Annotated in this window: 15 protein-coding genes; 8 read left to right on the top strand and 7 right to left on the bottom strand. The window is 43.6% G+C overall.

What is annotated here, in order from left to right:
• The 4 genes from HMPREF8578_RS02770 to HMPREF8578_RS02755 all read left to right on the top strand — a co-directional run bounded on the left by HMPREF8578_RS02770 (window position 1) and on the right by HMPREF8578_RS02755 (window position 2278).
• A complete protein-coding gene (locus tag HMPREF8578_RS02770) occupies window positions 1–1416 on the top strand; it encodes a Y-family DNA polymerase (RefSeq protein WP_000540277.1) in 1416 nt (471 codons plus the stop codon).
• Window positions 1413–1775 (top strand): hypothetical protein, encoded by a 363-nt coding sequence (locus HMPREF8578_RS02765; protein ID WP_000567214.1) that lies wholly within the window; start codon window positions 1413–1415, stop codon window positions 1773–1775. Before HMPREF8578_RS02770 ends, HMPREF8578_RS02765 begins: the two co-directional genes overlap by 4 nt.
• A complete protein-coding gene (locus HMPREF8578_RS02760; protein ID WP_000196997.1) occupies window positions 1768–2061 on the top strand; it encodes a DUF5960 family protein in 294 nt (97 codons plus the stop codon). The genes HMPREF8578_RS02765 and HMPREF8578_RS02760 overlap by 8 nt, the downstream gene beginning before the upstream one ends.
• 61 nt (window positions 2062–2122) lie before the next feature.
• On the top strand, window positions 2123–2278 hold the full coding sequence (locus HMPREF8578_RS02755; RefSeq protein ID WP_000242233.1) for a hypothetical protein: 156 nt from the start codon (window positions 2123–2125) through the stop codon (window positions 2276–2278).
• Between the two features lie 142 nt (window positions 2279–2420).
• Here the strand turns inward: HMPREF8578_RS02755 and HMPREF8578_RS02750 are convergent, their stop codons facing one another.
• The 6 genes from HMPREF8578_RS02750 to HMPREF8578_RS02725 form a co-directional block, all read right to left on the bottom strand.
• The gene (locus HMPREF8578_RS02750; protein WP_001083114.1) at window positions 2421–8546 is read right to left on the bottom strand and encodes an alpha-L-fucosidase; all 6126 of its coding nucleotides are present in this window, start codon (window positions 8544–8546) and stop codon (window positions 2421–2423) included.
• Between the two features lie 342 nt (window positions 8547–8888).
• Complete coding sequence (locus HMPREF8578_RS02745) at window positions 8889–9365, bottom strand: glutathione peroxidase (RefSeq protein ID WP_000203036.1); 477 nt, start codon at window positions 9363–9365, stop codon at window positions 8889–8891.
• Entirely contained in the window at window positions 9362–9940 is a 579-nt protein-coding gene (locus tag HMPREF8578_RS02740; protein ID WP_000711246.1) for a DUF3278 domain-containing protein, read from the bottom strand. Before HMPREF8578_RS02740 ends, HMPREF8578_RS02745 begins: the two co-directional genes overlap by 4 nt.
• 12 nt (window positions 9941–9952) lie before the next feature.
• Complete coding sequence (locus HMPREF8578_RS02735; protein WP_000838132.1) at window positions 9953–10294, bottom strand: hypothetical protein; 342 nt, start codon at window positions 10292–10294, stop codon at window positions 9953–9955.
• A 10-nt stretch (window positions 10295–10304) separates the two neighbouring features.
• The gene (locus tag HMPREF8578_RS02730; RefSeq protein WP_000712414.1) at window positions 10305–10847 is read right to left on the bottom strand and encodes a DUF3278 domain-containing protein; all 543 of its coding nucleotides are present in this window, start codon (window positions 10845–10847) and stop codon (window positions 10305–10307) included.
• Window positions 10848–10862: 15 nt separating this feature from the next.
• Entirely contained in the window at window positions 10863–11057 is a 195-nt protein-coding gene (locus HMPREF8578_RS02725; RefSeq protein WP_001082470.1) for a helix-turn-helix transcriptional regulator, read from the bottom strand.
• A gap of 162 nt (window positions 11058–11219) precedes the next feature.
• Here HMPREF8578_RS02725 and rsmH point away from each other — a divergent pair, with 162 nt between their 5' ends.
• The 4 genes from rsmH to mraY are packed head-to-tail and all read left to right on the top strand — an operon-like array spanning window position 11220 to window position 15739.
• Window positions 11220–12170: a 16S rRNA (cytosine(1402)-N(4))-methyltransferase RsmH gene (rsmH, locus tag HMPREF8578_RS02720; RefSeq protein ID WP_000159387.1), complete on the top strand. Its 951-nt coding sequence runs from the start codon at window positions 11220–11222 to the stop codon at window positions 12168–12170.
• Between the two features lie 10 nt (window positions 12171–12180).
• Window positions 12181–12498, top strand: a complete 318-nt coding sequence (ftsL, locus tag HMPREF8578_RS02715; protein WP_000840795.1) for a cell division protein FtsL — start codon at window positions 12181–12183, stop codon at window positions 12496–12498.
• A 3-nt stretch (window positions 12499–12501) separates the two neighbouring features.
• Window positions 12502–14757, top strand: coding sequence for a penicillin-binding protein PBP2X (pbp2x, locus tag HMPREF8578_RS02710; RefSeq protein WP_000816038.1), 2256 nt, complete (start codon window positions 12502–12504; stop codon window positions 14755–14757).
• Between the two features lies 1 nt (window position 14758).
• Window positions 14759–15739, top strand: coding sequence for a phospho-N-acetylmuramoyl-pentapeptide-transferase (gene mraY / locus HMPREF8578_RS02705; RefSeq protein ID WP_000625784.1), 981 nt, complete (start codon window positions 14759–14761; stop codon window positions 15737–15739).
• Between the two features lie 69 nt (window positions 15740–15808).
• On the opposite strand, the gene HMPREF8578_RS12290 is transcribed toward mraY, so the two are convergent.
• Window positions 15809–20932: an SIALI-17 repeat-containing surface protein gene (locus HMPREF8578_RS12290; protein WP_000716117.1), complete on the bottom strand. Its 5124-nt coding sequence runs from the start codon at window positions 20930–20932 to the stop codon at window positions 15809–15811.
• Between the last annotated feature and the right edge of the window lie 303 nt (window positions 20933–21235).

The raw sequence follows: 21235 nt of genomic DNA, 5'->3' as shown, positions 1-21235 counted from the left end.
ATGGGCTACTTTGATTATTCCAGAGAGCCCAAAAGTGACATTGCCTTTGTCGACATGAAATCCTTTTATGCCAGTGTCGAGTGTGTGAAAAGGGGCTTGCATCCGCTGAAGACCTCGCTTTGTGTCATGAGTCGCGCGGATAATTCAACTGGTCTTATCCTAGCCTCCTCTCCCATGTTTAAGAAGATTTTTGGCAAGTCCAATGTTGGCCGGGCCTATGATCTGCCTTTTGATATCAAAACGCGCAAATTTTCTTATTACAATGCTCGAAAGCAAGGCTTGCCGACTGACTCAGACTATGTTCGCTACATCGAAGATTGGGCTCAAGTGACTTTGATTGTGCCACCTAGGATGGATGAATACATAGCAGTCAATATGGAAATCCAGCGAATCTTTCAAAACTATGGTAGCCCAGACGATATTTATCCCTACTCTATCGATGAGGGCTTTATTGATCTGACCAGTTCACTCAACTATTTCATCCCAGACAAGAATCTCTCTCGCAAAGACAAGCTGGATCTGCTTTCTGCTCGTATCCAGAGGGATATTTGGAGGCAGACAGGGATCTACTCTACGGTGGGTATGTCCAATGCCAATCCCTTACTGGCCAAGTTGGCACTGGATAATGAGGCCAAGCACACCCCGACCATGAGGGCTAACTGGTCTTACCAAGACGTGGAAGAGAAGGTTTGGGCCATTCCCAAGATAACTGACTTTTGGGGGATTGGCAGGCGGATGGAGAAACGCTTGCATGCTCAGGGGATTTTTTCCATCAAGGAATTGGCCACTAGTAATCCAGACCAGCTACAGAAAACACTTGGTCAGGCTGGCTTGCGTTTGTGGTTTCATGCTAACGGGATTGATGAGAGCAATGTTCACAGGCCCTATAAAGCCAAGTCTCAGGGGTTGGGAAATTCTCAAATTTTACCGAGAGACTACGTGAAGCTACGGGATATTGAAATTATTCTCCGAGAAATGGCAGAGCAGGTGGCTATTAGATTGAGAAGGGCGGGAAAGAAAACAACCCTTGTCTCTATCTATGTCGGTTTCTCTAAAGAGGAGGTCAGGCCGTCTATTCACACACAAATGAAGGTCGAACCGACCAACAATACAGCTATCTTAACGGATTATGTTTTGAAGCTATTTCATAATAAATACACTTCTGGAGCGGTCAGAAGTGTTGGAGTCAACTATTCAGGATTTGTGGACGAGTCCTTTGGCTTGATCTCCCTCTTTGATGATGTTGACAAGTTAGAAAAAGAAGAAAGGCTCCAGACGGCTATTGACTCCATTCGGGAGCAATTTGGTTTTACCTCCCTTTTAAAGGCCAATGCACTGGAAGAAGCCTCTAGGAGTCTTGCTAGAAGCAAGCTGATTGGGGGGCATTCTGCTGGAGGATTAGACGGACTAAAATGATTGATCGTTCTTATTTACCTTTTCAATCTGCGCGAGACTATCAAGATCCAGGGATGCAGAAGTGGATGGGATTTTACCTTTCAGAACACACCAGTTCGATCAGTGAAGAAAAAAATCGTGTTGATTTTTCGACGAATTTGAATTCCGTTGAGAAGCTACTCTTGCTTTCTCAGCTTTATGTTGGGCAACTGAAGGGATGTTTTGTTGTCAAGGCAAGAAAGCAAAAAATGACAATCATCGGTGAGGTAAGCGAAATATCACCTCAAACTCTATCTATTAGGACCAATGAGGGCTACAGGCTGATAGAGATTGTAGATATCCTCGAAATTCGACTGTGGGAGGAGGAAGTTTATGACTAGAAAAGAGCTGTATGAAAACAAACTACAGATGGATTATTTTTCAGATAGTTATATCCGCTTTGAAGAGGATTTCCAAAAATACTCTGCCATGAATGTTCCCTTGACTTTTTTGATCGATGATATCCTACGAACCATGGCAATGAATCAGAAGAACTACTTTGTCTTAAACAAGGAAAATGCCAAGGATGGGCGGGAGCATCGCTTTTATTTTAGGGTAGTGACAGAAAAAGAGTGCCCCAGAAATCGAATCTATGCATACGCTGGACTCAAAAATAGTAGTCAGTGACTAGATGTGGGAGAGGGAAGTCTGACTTAGGGGAGATTGCTTGTGAGCGTCAGAAAATCTCATGGTATTGGAATTCGAAACACCATCTTTTATCTGTGGAGTTCTTGCAGAAACTTATGATGGTAGTTCTGATGAGATAAGACAAGGTGCACTCTCTTTTTTAGATGAGCGTTTATTTGAAAGCGTAGTTGGATTTGAGAACAGCTATCTTCAATGATCATCTTACTTTATAGAGTCATACCAAAACATCCATGTATATTTGTGGATGTTTTTTAATTTTACAGATAGAAAAAGAGAAGACCAAATGGTCTTCTCAACGGGGGAACTGAATAATTAGAAAGAATCAATCAAAGATTTTTTTAGTCTTTGAAATTCTTTTGGAAGATAAGGAGAGACAAGATAGAAGTAATAGCTGCCAAGAATAGGAAGGCATTCGCTTCTTGTTCCCCAGTTGCAGGGAGTTCTCTTTCCTTGTCTTCTTTGACCGTAGCTGTAACAGGAGCTTTTTCATCTTTTGCTGATGAATTATCTGTTACGGCTGGAGCAGGTTTTTCAGTCTCTCTTGGTAGAACATACTCAGGAAGAGTCACAACTGGTGGCGCTTCTGTACCAACTGAGCTTTGTTTGCTACCTACCTCAATCACTCGATCCTGAGCCGGAGTTATTTCCGTTTGAACAACCTTGCGATTGTCACCGTCTACTTCAACATACTCGACTAGGATACCGTCCTTACCTTCTGATAGAACTTGCTCTTTTCCTTTGTCTAATTGGGCATTTTCGCGACGGATAGTCTTGAACGGTACTGGTTTATTGACAATTTCCAAACTTGGAAGTGTAAAGACAAGGTCTTTAACCCCTTCCTCAGGACTTGAAGAAGTAATTGGTTTTTCTGGTTGAGCTGGTAGAGGGTGCTCAGGAAGGGTCACAACAGGTGGTGCCTCTGTTCCTACTGAACTTTGTTTAGTACCTACCTCAATCACTCGATCTTGAGCTGGGGTTGTTTCCGTTTTGACAACCTTGCGATTGTCACCGTCTACTTCAACATACTCGACTAGGATACCGTCCTTACCTTCTGATAGAACCTGCTCTTTCCCTTTGTCTAATTGGGCATTTTCACGACGGATAGTCTTGAACGGCACTGGTTTATTCACAATTTCCAAACTTGGAAGTGTAAAGACAAGGTTCTTAACTCCTTCCTCAGGAGATGAAGAAGTGATTGGTTTCTCAGGTTGAGCAGGTTTTTCCGGTTGAGCTGGTTGTTCAGGTTGAGCTGGTTGTTCAGGCTGAGCTGGAGTTTCCGGTTGCGCTGGAGTTTCCGGTTGTGCCGGTTTCTCAGGTTGAGCTGGTTGTTCAGGCTGAGCTGGAGTTTCCGGTTGCGCTGGAGTTTCCGGTTGTGCCGGTTTCTCAGGTTGAGCTGGTTTTTCCGGTTGAGCAGGAGTTTCCGGACGAGCAGGTTTTTCAGGCTGAGCTGCTTCGAGCTTGCTGATTTGTTCGAGAGCAGTTTCTAGTGCTTGATTGACTGCTTCCTGAGTCTTAGCTTCTTGGATCGCAGCAATGGCTTGATCTGCAATTTCAACTAATTTCTTCTTAGCTTCGTTGTTAGAACCAAGCTCACCGACTTTTTTCTCGATAGCTTCAGTCAAGCTAGCCATGGCTTTATCGTATTCAATTTCCGGTTGTTTTGGTTCAGCTGGTTGCTCAGGCTGGTCAGGTTTCTCAGGTTCTTCAGGCTGTTCCGGTTGCTCTGGACTAGGTTCCTCTTGGCCTCTTTGATAGTTCTCATCCTTGGATAGGATATCTTGTAGGGCACTGACTGTCAACATGACTTCTTGAACATCCACAGCTTCGGTACTAAGTTGGTTTCTCAATTTTTCTAGATTTGCTTGGAAAGCTTGACGTGCAGTAGCCGTATTTTTCAAACCTGCTGGATCAAAGTTTGACAGATCATCTTTCCATTTAGAGATAGACTGGATGATATCTGCCTTACTGTAGAGTTCACTACCTTCGCCACGAGTGATGAATTGGTCTACCTGGATACCGATATTTCGAGACAAATCGTTTCGATCAGGATCGAGTTGAAGGGTGACTGCGTGCAAGTTTTCGTCCAGACCTTTTAGGCTAACCAGAGTTTGATTGCCTTGGCGTTGGGCAGCGTGACCGCTAAAGTATTTCTTGCCATCAATAGTCGAAGCATTTCCCATGCCCTCTTGGTAAGGAACTTCTTTGCCATCTAGAAAGACTTTGTAGATACCATGATTTGGATCAACATAGCCCTTGATATCAAGTCCAGTACCGTAGAAGTAGGCTGTGACAGTTGTCTTTTTCTTTTGCTCATCAGTTAAGCGACCAAAGGAAGCCCAAGACTCCGTTTTTTGGTACTTGTCTGCCGAATTGGTTTCATGGTGCCAGCCAGGACTATAATCCAACTGACTAGCTTGGTCATCATAACTTGTTTGGTCCTTGATCAGCAATTCAGCTTTCATCACTTGGATGGTTGCATCTGTAGCAAAACCGAGCAAGGCACCATCAGAAACAGAAGTGAGCTTGGCTTTGAAGTCAAAGACAGAGTCGGCTTGTTCTGTAAAGTCAATCGTTGGGATGGTAACAGTCTTTTCTGTTTCTCCGTCTTTAAAGGTCACATCTTGAGTTGTATCTTGGTAAACTTTACCGTGAACCCCAGTTCCAGGTTCTGTGATGAAGCGAACAGTAGCAGCCCCCTTGCTTCCACCAACACGTTTAATCTTAACAGTGACTGATTTTCCTTTTTCGACTTCGTAGTTAGTAGACTCGAGTTCAAACATTCCCTTGCTATCATTGTTTAGGGTGTAGATCCCTTCTGTAGCAATTGGTTCGCCTGTTTTATTTACAAGGGTAATAGTGTGTTGACCAGGTGCTAAATCGCCTGTCTCAAAGACTTTTTGGCTGCGTTTACGACTAGCATTCTTAGTTTGGACATCGGCAACCTTTTGACCATCAACGTAGACAGACATTTCTCCATGACCTGGGTCGACTGTAGAGACAACATAGGCCTTGGTTCCTGTGAAGGTATAGCTTACTTTGGCGTCTTTTTGATTGGTCCACATAGAAGTGCCACGAACACCTTCAGATTCATTGTACCAAGTTGTTCCAGCTGTATCTGCCGTTGTGTTTGAGTGGTATTCAAGTCCAAGAGGGTAGCCATCTGTCTTTTCAATGCTGCTTGGTGTCTTGTAGACTGAGAAGTTGGTCAAGATTGGAGTTGCTTGAGCACCGGTGATGGTCACACGGATTTTTTGTGCCTCTACAGGCTTGCCTTGAACCAAGCGACGGTAACCAACGGTCGAACCTTCGCCGTATGTCACCCAACGTCCGTTGATTTCAACTTCAATCTTGAAACCAGAGATACGTTGCCCTTTGGCGATGTCTTCCTTGAGTTCAACGACGTCAAAGCGTCTCTTTTGCCCCAAATCGACTGTAAAGCTACCGGTTGTGGCATCATTTGTGAGCGCCCAGCTGGTGTCATCTTTACCGTCTGTGAGGTGGCTTTCCTTGTAAAGGTGGTTTTGACGAGTAGAACTTGCTGTTACAGTGGCACCTTTGGCAAAGTCAGTCGCATACATTTGGTCTAGGGTTGCCTTGAACTCCTTCAAGCGAGCCACATCCGCATCTGCGAATTTTCCTTCTTTATTTGGTGGAATATTGAGAAGGAGTGGCGTTCCACGACCAACAGACTTGAAGTAGATATCCATCAGCTCTTTGAGTGATTTCGGCTGTTGGTTGTCATGGTAGAACCAGCCTGAACGGATCGAAACATCAGCTTCCCCTACAGAGTACATATCACCATCAGGGTCACCATGGTTGAGGTATTCGTTTTTCACATCGTCTGTGATGTTGGCCCTTTTGACTTTATGCCATACAGGGTCACCTGCGATTCCCCGTTCATTTCCGATCCAGCGAACGCTTGTCGGTTGAGCAGAGAAGATAGCGATATCTCCTTCAGCTTCTTTGATGTATTTGAACCATTCATCAAAGGTATAGGTTACTTTTTGGGCACCGCTACCACGCGCACCGTCCATCCAAACCTCGATAAATTTCCCTTTGTTACCGTATTTTGGATTACCAAGGATTTCTTTCAGTTGGTTGAGATAGTATTGGTTGTATTCTTTTTCGGTTGCAACATGGTATTTTGGATGATTAGCATCCCATGGTGACAAGTAAACACCCATATTCATGTCATACTTGCTAGCGGACTTGGAAACTTCTTCGAGAAGGTCACCCTTACCATCTTTCCATGGGCTAGCAGCTACGGTATGGTTGGTGTATTTAGATGGGTAAGCAACGAATCCGTCGTGGTGTTTAACAACCATAATAGTTCGTTTGAAGCCCGTTTCCTTCAGAGTACGAATCCACTGGTCAGTATCCAAGTTGGTTGGATTGAAGTATCGGGGGTCTTCTTTCCCATTTCCCCATTCAGAATTGGTATAGGTGTTCATTCCGTAGTGGATGAAGGCTGCCAATTCTTCCTTGTGGTAATCGAGTTGAGCCTTGCTTGGAAGAGGTCCATGATTGCCAATTTCGGTTTCTTTATCTTCTGGATGAGCCACTGGTGGAGTCGGTGTCGTTGGATTAGCTGTATCAGCGACCGGCTCGTATTCAAAGACGACCTCATTCACACCTTTATGCTGGATGGTTGCTTCCAGGCTAGTTTTGACTGGACGGTAGCCAGCAATGTCTTTTGCATGGAAGGTGTTGACAAAGGAAACGTCATACTCTTGGCCGTCATTGTTATCAACTGTCGCTTCCGCTAATTCAGTAGTGGTTCCTTTTTGACGGTAGTAAACTTTGAAGGAGCCTTTGTTGATTTTATAGACTACCTTGATGACACGTGTACCGGCAGGCGCTTTGCTGACAACATTGTGATCTTCAGTCCAAGTATCTTTTAGCTGTTTATTGACTGCTACGCCATCAATGGATACAATTTCGTATTTGTCTTTATTCTTCTGATAGAAGTCCGTTTTCTCGATTTCTTTTTTGAAATTATAGTCAAATGGCGAATCAACAGCTGTCTGTTCGATAAAGGTGTCATTATCTTTGACAGGATTTCCTTCTTCGTCTTCGTGTTGGATAACAACGCGACCGTATTCAACTCCCTTGGTCAAGGTAGCAATCCCATCTTGGTTGAAGGAATATTCGTTGCTTCCGATAACAGCTTTCTCATTCCGAAGCATACGCCCCTCATCAGTAAAATAGTAACGATTTCCGTTATCACCTTGGTACCAGCCTTTCACACCATACTTGGCAATCATGTCCTTCACCCATTTAAGTTGTTCAGGTGAAAGGACGAGTCCGCCACCAAAGCGATCCTTTTCAGCCACACCATTGTCAACGGTTCCGTGTTGGTGAACCCCCAGAACTTTTCCTTGGCTATCGACAATCCCGCCACCAGACAAACCAGATACAGAAGTGGTTTTGTAGGTAATACCGGTTGTTCCCTTATCATCATAGGACTCAACAGATCGGATGGTCCCATCTGCCTTGTAAAGCTGACCAGCTAGGATAGGTTGTTTCAGTTCTTTTGAGCTCGAGTCAGTTGGGTAGCCAATCGTACTGATGGCTTCTCCCGGCTGATGCGTCTTGTGCTCCGCCAAAGGTGCAAAGGTTGCTGCTTTGTTTGAACTAGCAATCGGAAGAGGAATAGGAGCTTCTACAAGAGCAAGGTCATTCTTATAGCCTTTTCCAAACTCTTTCTTGTTCCAGAAATGGATGTCCTTTTCTCTGAATAAAACCGTAGTTCCAGAAGATGGCAGTGAGTTTTTCTTTTCGCTGTTTGAACCAACGTTATAGTAGAACTGGGCAGATTTTCCACCACGAATGTGACCTTCGCCAGTTTCTTTATTGGCCTCTAGGAAGTTATGAGCAACGGTAAGGATCAGGTTAGGTGCTACAAAGATACCTGAGCCTGAAACGAGGTAGCGTTGTTCCCCTGCGTTGTAAGTGCTGTATACCATAGTAGCAGCAGTAGCAGGTTGTCCCTCGTAGTTGATGTGTTTGAGGTCTTGTCCACCGTTAATGATGGCACGGTTTCCGTTCTCAGTTTCTTTTGGAGCTTCTTCCTTGTCCTTTAGAATGCTCTTAGTTTCTACCTTTGGACTAGCTTTCTGGTCAACGATAGTAGTCGTATCGAGTTCTTTGACAGGTGTGTCGGGATAGGCACGGTCCTGAATGTCTTCAGGGAGCAAGTCAGCACTGTTGGTATCGGCAACAGGTGTTTCTTGTTTTTCAGCTTCTACACGACCTTCTTTTTTGACTGGTTCAGCCTTGGTCTCTTCTATATCTGCGACTTGTTTCATTTGCTGATCTAAATTGGATGTTGTGGCAGGAGAGGTTTCGTCTGCACGCACGGTTCCAGAAGCAAAAAATGCCAGTCCGACGATAACAGAGGCCACACCTACAGTCAACTTCCGAATGCTAAATGTTTGCCCTTTTTCAAAAAGGTATCGATTCATAATATACTCCTAGTTTTTAGAAAGGCAGTCAGCTACTGCCCAAGCCCAAGTCTGACTTGGTTACAACTTGATTTAATGAAAAAACTCTCTGATAATTTGTAAGCCACCTTACCTCCTGTTTATAAAGCGCTTTCATTTTAAGATAAAAAAATTTAAAAGGTCATTTCTCCCTTAAAATGACTGAAAACTTTTAATATAACAAATATACTAAATTAATGAAAGAATTGCAAGAGCAAAAAGCAAAAAAATAAATATAAATTAAATAAAATCAGTTACTTTTTAAAGAAAAAACGCATCCTTTCAGGGCTCAAACTAAATGAAAGGATACGTTTTAAAAAGAAATTAGAGTATTTTTTGGAGAGACTCTTGGATGGTTTGGGGGTCTGTTTTGGAAGAGAAGCGCTCAAGGACTTGCCCATCTCGACCAATGAGAAACTTAGCAAAATTCCATTCGATTCGTTTTCCTAGCGGGCCAGACTTCTGGTCTTTTAGCCAAACATAAAGAGGATCAGCCTCCTTGCCGTTGACCTTAATCTTGGCAAAGCGAGGGAAAGTGGTCTGATAGTGTAGGCTACAGAAACTATTGATTTCCTCTGCGCTGCCAGGTGCTTGTCCCATGAACTGATTGCAAGGGAAATCTAAGATTTCAAAGCCCTGATCTTGATAGCGATCATAGAGTTCTTGAAGTCCCTGGTACTGGGGCGTTAAACCACATCCTGTAGCAGTGTTGACAATCAAGAGAACCTTGCCTCGGTAGCTTTTAAGTGATGTTTCTTGATCATCTTGGTTCAAGACTGAGAAATCGTATAATGAGGTCATTGATTTATTTTCTCCTTAGGATTACGATTGTTAGGAGTTTTTTCCTCCTGTAGTGATAGAAATGCATTAACCATAGTTCCAAAGATAGCAGCAATACTCAAACCAAATACCAGTAAAGGGATGAGGATATCTGTTTGAAAAAGTTTTTCTAAAAAAATAGAAAGAGGAATTTGTTGGACATAGAGTTTATGGAAACATAGCAAAGTAAATAAACCAATTAGAATACCGAAAAACACAATCCAACTCCGAAATTTGATTTGAGCTTTGCTATAGGTTTTGAGAATGATTTCTGACTTGTCATCTTTTTCTAGATGGAGTTCTTTGACGGCTCTCTGAGTTTTTAAAGTAATGAAAAAAATGAGTCCAGAATAAACGTAGGGCATGGCATCTCGAACCAACTCTATGAAGCGTCCAAATAGGAGATAGAACAAGAAGAGTAGGAGGGAGGAGTAAACGATTTGGATCAAGGAACGGGCACAAGCCCTGTAAATCATCTCTTGGCGGCATTCATCAAAGGGGCCTTGGATATGAAAGAGATTTCGGAGTAGGCGAGTGGTTAAGTCTTCTTTTTTCATGCTAGTAATCTCCTAAATGAGCGATTTTTGATTGACTTCTTTAAAGAGTTGATAGAGAGTATAGAAGTAAACCAAACTAAAAATGATACAGATTATTAGAAATACCAGGTATCTCCAATCCATAGGATTTGTTAAAAGTTGTGGAAAGGATACGAGGATAAAACAGAGAGATGCGTTTAGAAGACGTATTTTTTTTGATTGGATTTTCTGGAATCTCTGTCCCTTGTTCAATACAGGAAGGAATAAAAGAATGATAATCAAGAAAGGATGCTCAATATGTCCAGAAAGTAGGAAAAAGGTAACAAAGATACTGATAAAAACATGACTGATCAGTAGTCTAGCTAGTGATTTCATAAGGAACCTCCTAGTCGTTTTCTTGGTCTTTCTTGGCTTTTCGAATGCGAAGAGAGACGATAATTTGTATGGTCACTCCGAAGAAGAGGGTAGCTAGGATAGTTGATACAAAATGCCCTGTATTTAAAAGAGAACCAAGATAATCCTTGCTATCATCGGTTAGGACATTCAGAAGCGGTATTCCAAAGAACATGCCAATGCCATAGATCAGACCAGCTTTTAGACCCGGAAAATGTAGCTGTTTACTTTCTTTCTTACTTAACATTTCGGGATCAATAGCTGTGATGCCCGTTTTTTTGGTTTGAGAGACAACATAAAGGGCAGCCATCATCGAAATACCAAACACCACGAGAGGATAACCGATAGCGACAATTTGCGGGTATTTATAGGCAAGAACGAGCGGGATAAGATTGCCAAATGTCATCAGATAAAAGAGGACAATAAAGACCTGATTCCCGATACGATCGGCCTCGCGCCGTTTGTGTTCGTCAAGGGGACCAGAAATACCGTATATGCGTTTGATGAGTTTTTCAGTGAGAGTTTCTTTTTTCACTTGTTTGCTCCTTTTTTAAAAATCGTCTTCCCAAAAAAGACTGTTGAGGTCAGTTTGGAGGCTGCGGGCGAGATTGAGACAGAGTTCCAGGGTTGGATTGTACTTGTCGTTTTCAATCATGTTGATGGTCTGTCTCGAGACACCGATATCTTTGGCGAGCTCGAGCTGGGAAATGCCCAGTTCCTTGCGGAATTCTTTCACACGATTCATAGAGTCTCCTTTCTGATATGTCGTATATATTTGACTATATTATATTCTTTCGGGGATGAGATGTCAAGTATATATGACATATTTTTGAGAATTATTTTCGAAGAAACTTAGCCTTGTCTGACAAGTGCAAGCTGGTCAGATTTGTGGTAAAATAGATAAGATATGACAAAAGAATTTCATCATGTAACGGTCTTGCTTCATGAAACGATTGATATGCTTGACGTAAAACCTGACGGTATCTACGTTGATGCGACTTTGGGCGGAGCAGGCCATAGCGAATATTTATTAAGTAAATTGAGCGAAAAAGGGCATCTCTATGCCTTTGACCAGGACCAGAATGCCATTGACAATGCGCAAAAACGGTTGGCACCCTATATCGAAAAGGGGATGGTAACCTTTATCAAGGATAACTTCCGTCATTTGCAGGCACGTTTGCAGGAGGCTGGTGTCCAGGAAATTGATGGAATTTGTTATGACTTGGGAGTGTCCAGTCCTCAGCTAGATCAGCGTGAACGTGGCTTTTCTTATAAAAAGGATGCGCCACTGGATATGCGTATGAATCAGGAAGCTAGTCTGACGGCCTATGAAGTGGTCAATCATTATGACTATCATGACTTGGTTCGGATCTTTTTCAAGTATGGTGAGGATAAATTCTCTAAACAGATAGCTCGTAAGATTGAGCAAGCGCGTGAGGTGAAACCCATTGAGACAACGGCGGAGTTGGCAGAGATTATCAAGTCGGCCAAGCCTGCCAAGGAGCTCAAGAAAAAGGGACACCCTGCCAAGCAGATTTTCCAGGCTATCCGAATCGAAGTCAATGATGAGCTGGGCGCTGCAGATGAATCCATCCAGCAGGCTATGGACATGCTGGCTCTAGATGGGAGAATCTCGGTCATTACCTTCCATTCTCTGGAAGACCGCTTGACCAAGCAACTATTTAAAGAAGCTTCAACAGTGGAAGTTCCCAAAGGCTTGCCCTTCATTCCAGATGACCTTAAGCCTAAGATGGAATTGGTATCCCGCAAGCCAATCTTGCCAAGTGCTGAAGAGCTAGAAGCCAACAATCGTTCGCATTCAGCCAAGTTGCGCGTGGCTAGAAAAATTCACAAGTAAGAGGAAAAACATGGCAGAAAGAATCGAAAAAACAAGCCAGTTATTGCAAACGAAGTTTAAAGGTTTTTCACGTGTGGAAAAGGCCTTCTATGTTTCGATTGCTGCAACAATGATTATCCTGGCAATTAGCGTTGTGTTTATGCAGACCAAGCTATTACAAGTTCAGAATGAATTGACCAAGGTCAATGCTCAAATCGAAGAAAAGAAAACCGAGCTAGACGATGCCAAGCAAGAGGTCAATGAATTGATTCGTTCAGAACGTTTGAAAGAAATTGCAAACTCTAAGGATTTGCAGCTGAATAACGAAAATATCCGAGCAGCGGAGTAAGAAATGAAACAGTGGAAAGAAAAAATCATCCGTTATGCCGTTCGTAACCGTAAATCTCCAGAAGAAAATCGTCGAAGAGTAGGGAAAAGCCTGAGTTTATTGGCTGTCATACTCTTCGCTGTCTTTTTGGTCAACTTTGCGGTCATTATCGGAACAGGTAAAAAATTTGGTAAGGACTTGGTTCAAGAAGCAAACAAGGTCCATCAAACAACCAAGACGATTCCTGCAAAACGGGGAACCATCTACGATCGTAATGGAACGCCTATTGCAGAGGATGCGACTTCGTATAATATCTATGCCGTTATTGACAAGACCTACAAGTCAGCAACAGGCAAAATTCTCTATGTAGAGGATTCTCAATTTAATAAGGTGGCTGAAATTTTCCATAAGTATCTGGATATGGAGGAGTCTTATGTCAAAGAACAGCTTTCTCAGCCAGATCTAAAACAGGTGTCTTTTGGTACCAAGGGAAATGGGATCACCTATGCCAATATGATGGCTATTAAAAATGACCTAAAAACTGCTGGCGTGGAGGGAGTTGACTTCACAACTAGTCCTAACCGCAGTTATCCCAATGGACAGTTTGCTTCTTCCTTTATCGGTTTAGCGCAACTCCATGAAAATGAGGATGGAACCAAACGTTTGATTGGGACATCTGGGTTGGAGAGTTCTTTAAATAACATTCTGGCGGGTACAGATGGGATCATTACCTATGAGAAGGATCGTCTGGGAAATATTGTTCCGGGTACAGATCAAGCTTCTCAACAAACGGTAGATGGAAAGGATGTGTACACAACCCTTTCTAGTCCCTTGCAATCCTTTATGGAAACCCAGATGGATGCCTTTCAGGAAAAGGTAAAAGGCAAGTATATGACGGCTACCTTGGTCAGCGCTAAAACAGGGGAAATCCTGGCTACGACCCAACGGCCGACCTTTAATGCAGATACCAAGGATGGTATCACCAAAGACTTTGTTTGGCGTGATATTCTTTATCAAAGTAACTACGAACCAGGATCAGCCATGAAGGTCATGACGCTAGCAGCATCTATTGATAATAATACTTTCCCAGGTGGAGAATACTTCAATAGCAGCGAATTAAAAATAGCGGATGCGACGATTCGAGATTGGGATGTTAATGATGGTTTGACTACTGGTGGGATGATGACTTTCTCACAAGGTTTCGCTCACTCCAGTAATGTTGGAATGAGTCTACTTGAACAAAAAATGGGAGATACTACTTGGTTGGATTATCTAAACCGCTTTAAGTTTGGGGTGCCGACGCGTTTTGGTCTGACTGATGAGTATTCAGGTCAATTGCCTGCAGATAATATTGTTAATATTGCCATGAGTGCATTTGGACAAGGGATTTCAGTAACTCAGACGCAAATGATTCGTGCCTTTACAGCCATTGCCAATGATGGGGTTATGTTGGAACCGAAATTTATCAGCGCCCTCTATGATCCAAATGACCAATCTGTTCGTAAGTCTCAGAAGGAAATTGTCGGAAATCCTGTGTCAAAAGCAGCAGCGTCCTCTACTCGGGAGCACATGGTCATGGTCGGAACAGATCCTGTCTACGGTACCATGTATAACCACAGCACAGGAAAACCAAATGTCAATGTTCCGGGACAGAATGTTGCCCTGAAATCAGGGACTGCTCAGATTGCTGATGAGAAGAATGGGGGTTACCTAACGGGTGAAACCAACTATATCTTCTCTGTTGTGTCAATGCATCCTGCAGAGAATCCTGACTTTATCCTCTATGTGACGGTGCAACAGCCAGAGCATTATTCGGGTGTTCAGCTTGGGGAGTTTGCCAACCCAATCCTTGAGCGAGCTTCTGCTATGAAAGAATCCCTCAATCTTCAGTCAACTGCCAAGAGCTTAGATCAGGTCAGCAAGACGACAAGCTATGCCATGCCAGCTACCAAGGACTTTACGCCGGGAGACCTAGCAGAGGAATTGCGTCGCAACCTTGTCCAACCAATCGTTATTGGAACAGGAACTAAGATCAAGGAACTCTCGGTTGCTGAAGGAGATAATTTGGAAGCCAATCAGCAGATCTTAATCCTGTCTGACAAGGTCGAAGAAATGCCTGATATGTACGGCTGGACAGATGAAAATGTGCAAACATTTGCCAAATGGCTGAATATAGAAGTCGAGTGGGAAGGTAGTGGCAAAACGGTCAAGAAACAAAGTGTCCGTGCCAATACAGCCCTCAAAGACATTAAAAAAATGAAAATAACTTTAGGAGATTAAGATGATTAGTTCCATTAGTGCTGGAATCCTAGCCTTTCTATTGACCTTGATAGGTATTCCAGCCTTTATCCGATTTTATCGAAAAGCACAGATTACAGGTCAGCAGATGCACGAGGATGTCAAGCAACACCAAGCTAAAGCTGGAACTCCAACCATGGGAGGTCTTGTCTTCCTGATCGTTGCAGTTGTTGTGAGCTTCCTTGTCGCTCTCTTTACCCAACAATTGACCAACAATGTAGGCATGATTTTGTTTATCTTGGTTTTGTATGGTTTGGTAGGTTTTTTGGATGATTTCCTCAAGGTCTTTCGTAAGATTAACGAAGGCTTAAATCCCAAGCAAAAACTTGCTCTCCAGCTCCTTGGAGGAGTGATTTTCTACCTCTTTTATGAGCGTGGTGGCGATATGCTTTCGGTTTTTGGTTACCAAGTTCATCTGGGAATTTTCTATATTTTCTTTGCCCTTTTCTGGCTAGTTGGCTTTTCAAATGCGGTGAATCTGACGGATGGGATTGACGGCTTAGCAAGTATTTCCGTAGTGATTAGCTTATCGGCCTACGGTGTGATTGCTTATATGCAAAATCAACTGGATATTCTTCTTGTGATTCTTGCCATGATTGGTGGTTTGCTAGGCTTCTTCGTCTTTAATCACAAGCCTGCCAAGGTCTTCATGGGAGATGTGGGAAGTTTGGCTTTAGGTGGGATGCTGGCAGCAATCTCTATGGCCCTCCACCAAGAATGGACCCTCTTGCTGATTGGGATTATCTATGTCTTTGAGACAAGCTCTGTTATGATGCAGGTTACCTACTTCAAACTTAGTGGTGGAAAGCGTATTTTCCGTATGACGCCTGTCCATCACCATTTTGAGCTTGGAGGATTCTCAGGCAAGGGCAATCCTTGGAGCGAGTGGAAGGTTGACTTCTTCTTTTGGGGAGTTGGCCTTCTAACAAGTCTCTTGACCTTAGTCTTTTTATACCTACTGTAAAAATAATTTCTGATTACAAAATAAAACAGGATGAAGGTGATCTTCATCCTGTTTTTGTGTGCTTAAAGGTTAGTTGGAGTCATCCTTTCTTCCTTTTAACATAAAAGTGGCTGTAAGGGCTAGGCTGAGTCCTGCTAAGAAGAGAAGTGGGTTGGACGCTTCTCCTGTTGCTGGAAGTTCTTCTTTAGGAGAATGATTTCCAGTTTTAGCAAGGTTAGAACTAGCTGAAAGTTGTTCAGCCTCGTGTGCCAAGGTTTCTGTATCTGAAGCACTTGGTTTTTCCTCTGTGTTAGAGCTTGTTCCAGTAGCTTGATAGACGACGGCATAGGTACTGAAATGATTAGTGATGAATTCTACCTTTCCTTCTCTAACGTCGAAATCAAGGGCTCGCAACTCCTTGGTCGGAGTAATATAGTAGACCTTTTCTACGTTAGTTGAAATAGGCAAGCGAACCAAGACAGAGCCTTTTGGCTGCAAGCTATGATCAGTTGGACTTTTAAGCTGTAGGTCGTAAGCATCATAGGTCTTGCCAAAGAGTTCTTGAGCTAGGACACGTCGGCTAGAGATGTGAGAAATTCCTTCTAAGTCGTTGGCTCCACCGATGATTTCTACTCCAGTTTCCTTATCTTTCAAGACTTGAACTGGATAGTCAGGAAGTCTAAGGGTTGGAGCGGTCTGATCCCCGCTAGTCCCGATAGGTTTATTGTATTCAGGTTTCTCAACAGTAGGCGGCATTTCTTGCCCTGCTGTTCCGATAGGCTTGGTGTATTCAGGTTTTTCAACAGTAGGAGACTCTTCTTGCCCCGCAGTCCCGATCGGTTCGGTGTATTCAGGCTTTTCTACAGTAGGAGACTCTTCTTGTCCCGCCGTTCCGATAGGCTCGGTGTATTCAGGAATTTCAACAGTAGGCGCTTCTTCTTGCCCTGCGGTTCCGATAGGTTTAGTGTATTCAGGAATGTCAACAGTAGGAGCTGGTTCGTCCCCCTTGCTTGTAGTTGGTTGCTTCTCGTCAACTTTCTTTTCATCTTTTTTAGTAAAGACGGCCACGATAGGGCTGCTTGTGGTATTTCCTTGAATGGTATAAGCTTCAATGGCATTTCCAGCTTTGCGATTGGTTTCGTCAGGGATTGGGATTTGAACTTGATTGTCTTGGATTGATAGGATAGTCTGATCCCCACTGGTAACCAGATGCGTTTCATCCACCTTACGCAAAACTAGAGGATCTTTGACTCCTGGGAAGATCACTGCGATGGCTTCCCATTCCCCAGCTGGTAGAGTTAAGGAAATGTTTTTGTCATTTTCCTTAAGAGGCGCGATGCTAGGGCTATCTAAACCAACAGCTGGAGCTTTGATGATATCAAAGGAGTCTAGAGAGATTTTCTTGCGGCCTTCTGGCGAATCTGGGTCAACTTGTAATGTCAGGGTGTGTGGACCGTCAGTAAGATTTGTAAATTCGCCAATAAAGGCCCTCTTTTCAGTTGCACCTGAAGTGTAGAAGTCTAGACTTGGCATTTCTTTGCCATCTAGTGTAACACGTGCTCGTCCAAGGGCAAGGCTCTTCAAGCCATAAATACGAATGCCCGTCCCTGTAAAGGAAATGGTTGCCTGAGCTTCTGAAGCTACACTAGAGTCGCTGTTGTTGATATCAGCGTATTTTTCCGTACCACCGTAGAGTTCAGGGTCGGACCAGTCCTTAAACTGGGTACCATACTGGATATGTGAATCGCGATCATCTATTTTTTCAATCGTATTGCCTGTTCCTGCTAGGATCCTGAAGTAGTCTAATGAAATTTTCGAGCGCTCACTACCACGTCCTTTGTGCTCACGTTTAACGCTAAGAGTCAATGTGTGAGGTCCGTCAGATAATCCTGAGAAGCGACCGATGAGACTACCTTTTTCAGTTGCCCCAGCAGTATGGAAGTCAAGCTCGCCAACTTCTTTGCCATCAATTTTAGCAGTGGCAAGACCTAGTTCAGACGATCTCAGTCCATAGATTTCGATACCAACGCCAGTGAAAGGAATGGTGGCAGTGAGGTCTTCGTCTGTGTAGTCTCCTTTTGAAAGGTCAGCAAATTTCTCTGTTCCTCCAAATAATTCTGAGTCTGCCCAGTTTCCAAAGGCAGCTCCGTACTGGATACGGCCGTCTCGATCATCCATCAATTCACTAGGGGTTTCTACAGTTGCTTGTTCAGAAACTTGTGTGGAAACTTCGCCCAGCATAGCCTTGACGGTATAGGTATAGGCATGTTGAGGATTGAGTGATCGGTCGATAAAGTGGGTTTGATTGGTTACAAATTCTCTGGTCGCAGAAGTTTGGCCAGATGCGTCTTTCACTTGTCTTTGGATGACATAGTGGGTAGCGCCTTCTACTTGGTTAAAGGTAAGTTCGGCAGTGGCTCCATTTTGTCGAACGGCTGTCAGACTGGTTATGCGACCAGGGAAGTGTTCAAAGGTAATGACGTCACCTTTTTGTGTTGCAAGCTGGATACGATTATCTTTAAGGATCGTTGCCTTGACTGGTTTGCCATTGACCTTGATTTGGCTGGCTTCGATATTTGGATAATCTACAACCAAGTCTCCACCGACATTTGAAAGGAAGGACAAGCTTTGCAGATTTTTATCTTTCCACTTCATGCTGACTTCAAAGTTTCCTCGAGCAACCAAGCCAGAAACCTGACCGTCTTTCCAAGCATCTGGAAGGGCTGGCAATGGCGCAATATAGCCAGTATGAGATTGGAGGAGCATTTCTGCCATCCCACTAGTTGCTCCAAAGTTTCCGTCGATTTGGAAAGGCGCGTGGGTATCCCAAAGATTTTCTAGGGTTGAATACTTAAGCTGTTCAGCGAGTAAGCGATGGGCGCGGTTACCGTCCAGCAGACGAGCCCAGAGGTTGATTTTATTGGCCTTAGACCAACCTGTACCACCATCTCCACGGTGGTTCAAGGTAGCACGCGCAGCTTCTAGGTATTCAGCCTGGTCCTTGCTAAAGAGCGTACCTGGGAAGAGACCAACTAGATGGGAAACGTGACGGTGGTTGTTTTCAATCCCTTCATTGGTGAATTGGGGACTGTCCTCTTCGTACCATTCCTTGATGCGCCCCTCTTTGTTGATGTGGAGGGGTTTTAGTTTGTCAAATTTAGCCTTGACCTCTGTGACTAAGTCTTGGTCGACTTTCAGATGGTTAGCGACTTCCATGTAGTCGTGGAATAGCTGCCAGACTAGCGATTGGTCAAAGGTGTTTCCGATGGTGATGGTTCCGTGTTCTGGTGAGTAGGATGGAGAAGACACCCAACGGTCACTGGCCTGGTCATAGTGCAAGAAGGAGTTCCAGAACTTAGCTGTTTCCTTCAACATTGGATAAATCTTTTCTTTGAGATAGGTTTCATCCTTGGTGAACTTGTAGTAATCATAGACGTTTTGCATCATCCAAGCGTTAGCAGCTGGAGACCAACCCCAATAGTAATTCCAGCCTGGAGTAGTCCAGCCAAATGGTGTCGCCTGGGTGTGGACCAGCCAACCATTTTCTTGACCGTCTTTGGATTCGATGCCAGCGTATTCCTTGGCAGCGATACGGCCATAATAGCGCATGTCGTCAATGTAATTAATCATTGGCTTGGCTGTTTCAGCTAGATTGCTCATATAGGCAGGCCAATAGTTCATTTGCAAATTGACATTGAGGTGGTAGTCAGCGTTCCAAGGTGGATTGTCTACAGCATTCCAGACTCCTTGGAGGTTGGCAGGAAGGGCATCTGTCCGATCACGAGACGAACTGATGAGTAGATATCGGCCATATTGGAAGAAGAGTTCTTCCAATTTTTGCCCTTTTTCTGGGTTATAGCCTTGAAGGGCTTCTTTTGTCGTTTGAGCAGTCTTGTTTCCGCCTAGATTTAGTTTAACGCGGTTAAAGAGACTTTGATAGTCCTTGATATGGGCCTTTTTAAGTGTTTCGTAGTCTTTGACCTTAGCTGCTTCGACAATCCCTTTAACTGTTTTTTCGAGGTCAATGTCTTTTCGATAGTTGGTTTTTGGATTCTGAGCAAAGTTAGTCTTGGCACTGAGATAGAGGGTCGCATAACTTGCGCCTGTAACGGTTAGAGTTTCGTCCTGAACAGTCACCTTTCCGTCCGTTTTAATTCCTAGATAGGATGCAAATTTGAGGCCGTTATCTTTGACAGTTCCCTTTAGAAGGATTCCGTTTGCATCTGTAGTGACATGACCATTCTTATAGTTGGAATATTCCCAAGAGTAGTTGCCATTAGCAAGCAAATCTTCTGTCAAACTGTTCCAAAGGGTAAAGTCAAGTGTCTTGTTTCCTTTTTTGGTCAAGTGGGTCACAGTGACATCATCAGGATAGCTGGAGAAGGTTTCGCGTTTGAAGGTCGTCCCATCTTGGGTGTAGGAAGTGGTCGTAGTGGCTTCTGTGATATCCAGATTACGGTGATAATCAGTTACAGTATCTAGTCCTTTCTTCTGGTTATTAAAGACCATAAAGATATCTCCAAAGGCTAGGTAACGTCCGTACTGGGCATTGTTTGGTCCAACTAGATTTTGTTCGGCGAGTTGTTTTGCTTTTTGGCGGTCTCCAGCTTCGAGGGCTTTACGAATCTCCGCCAAGACCTTGTAGCGGTCCTTGTAGTTTCCTCCGTTATAGTCGGTGCTATCGGGTTGTGGTCCTCCTGACCAGAGGGTCTTTTCGTTGTACTGGATTCTCTCTTCCCCAATGAGTCCGAAAACCTTGGCTCCCATTTCTCCATTTCCGACAGGAAGGGCTTGTTTTTCCCATCCATCATAGGAGGGAGCTGTTGGCTGATCGTAGTTGAGTTGATAGTTTTCTTGCTTTGTCACGGGCTGATCTGCTTTTTCAGGTTCCTTATTTTCTTTAGCTTCTACAATGGCTTCTTCACTAGCTTGACTATTTGTCTTCGGAGTCTCCTCAGCTGGCTTGCTTTCGGAAACTACTGGACTCTCGGCTAGAGACGGTTTTGTAGTTTCAGTAGCTTCAGCAGCTTTGGGTTCACTATCAGGCTTAGTGATTGCTTCGACAGAGGTTGGTTCAGTTTGCTTGACCTCAACACTGTCTGCGGCTACAGTGTGGTTGACTAGAAAAACAGCCCCTAGTAAAACAGAAGCAGTCCCAACCGTCAGCTTGCGGATGCTATAGCGACAGGATTTGTCCCAAAAGTGTTTTTTCATAAAACCCTCCTTTGTGTATTCGAAACCGCTTACATTTTATAAAGCAGTTTCGTTTAATTTGTTTCTATTTACCTCCCATTCTACTGGTCATCTAGCATTTGTCAAGGGCTTTTTAGCAAGATACATATTTGCTGTTGTTTTTTCTTAAAATAGTAGAAGAAAGAGAGGAAAGGGTGGAATTATTCGTAATTTCATAGTTCAATCTGATTGTAAGACTAGCTTAGAATTGGCTTAACCCTCTCTTGAAAGCGTAAAACAAACTAGTCAGGAAAGTCACTTTATGGTATAATATAGAAGACTCAA

The organism is Streptococcus oralis ATCC 49296 (genome assembly GCF_000185265.1).
GTDB classification, from domain to species: Bacteria; Bacillota; Bacilli; order Lactobacillales; family Streptococcaceae; genus Streptococcus; species Streptococcus oralis_BC.
Note: the sequence above shows the minus strand (reverse complement) of the source record. Positions and strands in the feature narration are given on the sequence as shown.

Coding starts and splice junctions, on each gene's coding strand:
- HMPREF8578_RS02750 (WP_001083114.1), bottom strand. CDS start 8,546: ATGAATCGATACCTTTTTGAAAAAGGGCAAACATTTAGCATTCGGAAG.
- HMPREF8578_RS02740 (WP_000711246.1), bottom strand. CDS start 9,940: ATGAAAAAAGAAGACTTAACCACTCGCCTACTCCGAAATCTCTTTCAT.
- HMPREF8578_RS12290 (WP_000716117.1), bottom strand. CDS start 20,932: ATGAAAAAACACTTTTGGGACAAATCCTGTCGCTATAGCATCCGCAAG.
- HMPREF8578_RS02725 (WP_001082470.1), bottom strand. CDS start 11,057: ATGAATCGTGTGAAAGAATTCCGCAAGGAACTGGGCATTTCCCAGCTC.
- HMPREF8578_RS02770 (WP_000540277.1), top strand. CDS start 1: ATGGGCTACTTTGATTATTCCAGAGAGCCCAAAAGTGACATTGCCTTT.
- HMPREF8578_RS02755 (WP_000242233.1), top strand. CDS start 2,123: ATGGTATTGGAATTCGAAACACCATCTTTTATCTGTGGAGTTCTTGCA.
- HMPREF8578_RS02760 (WP_000196997.1), top strand. CDS start 1,768: ATGACTAGAAAAGAGCTGTATGAAAACAAACTACAGATGGATTATTTT.
- pbp2x (WP_000816038.1), top strand. CDS start 12,502: ATGAAACAGTGGAAAGAAAAAATCATCCGTTATGCCGTTCGTAACCGT.
- HMPREF8578_RS02745 (WP_000203036.1), bottom strand. CDS start 9,365: ATGACCTCATTATACGATTTCTCAGTCTTGAACCAAGATGATCAAGAA.
- mraY (WP_000625784.1), top strand. CDS start 14,759: ATGATTAGTTCCATTAGTGCTGGAATCCTAGCCTTTCTATTGACCTTG.
- HMPREF8578_RS02735 (WP_000838132.1), bottom strand. CDS start 10,294: ATGAAATCACTAGCTAGACTACTGATCAGTCATGTTTTTATCAGTATC.
- HMPREF8578_RS02765 (WP_000567214.1), top strand. CDS start 1,413: ATGATTGATCGTTCTTATTTACCTTTTCAATCTGCGCGAGACTATCAA.
- ftsL (WP_000840795.1), top strand. CDS start 12,181: ATGGCAGAAAGAATCGAAAAAACAAGCCAGTTATTGCAAACGAAGTTT.
- rsmH (WP_000159387.1), top strand. CDS start 11,220: ATGACAAAAGAATTTCATCATGTAACGGTCTTGCTTCATGAAACGATT.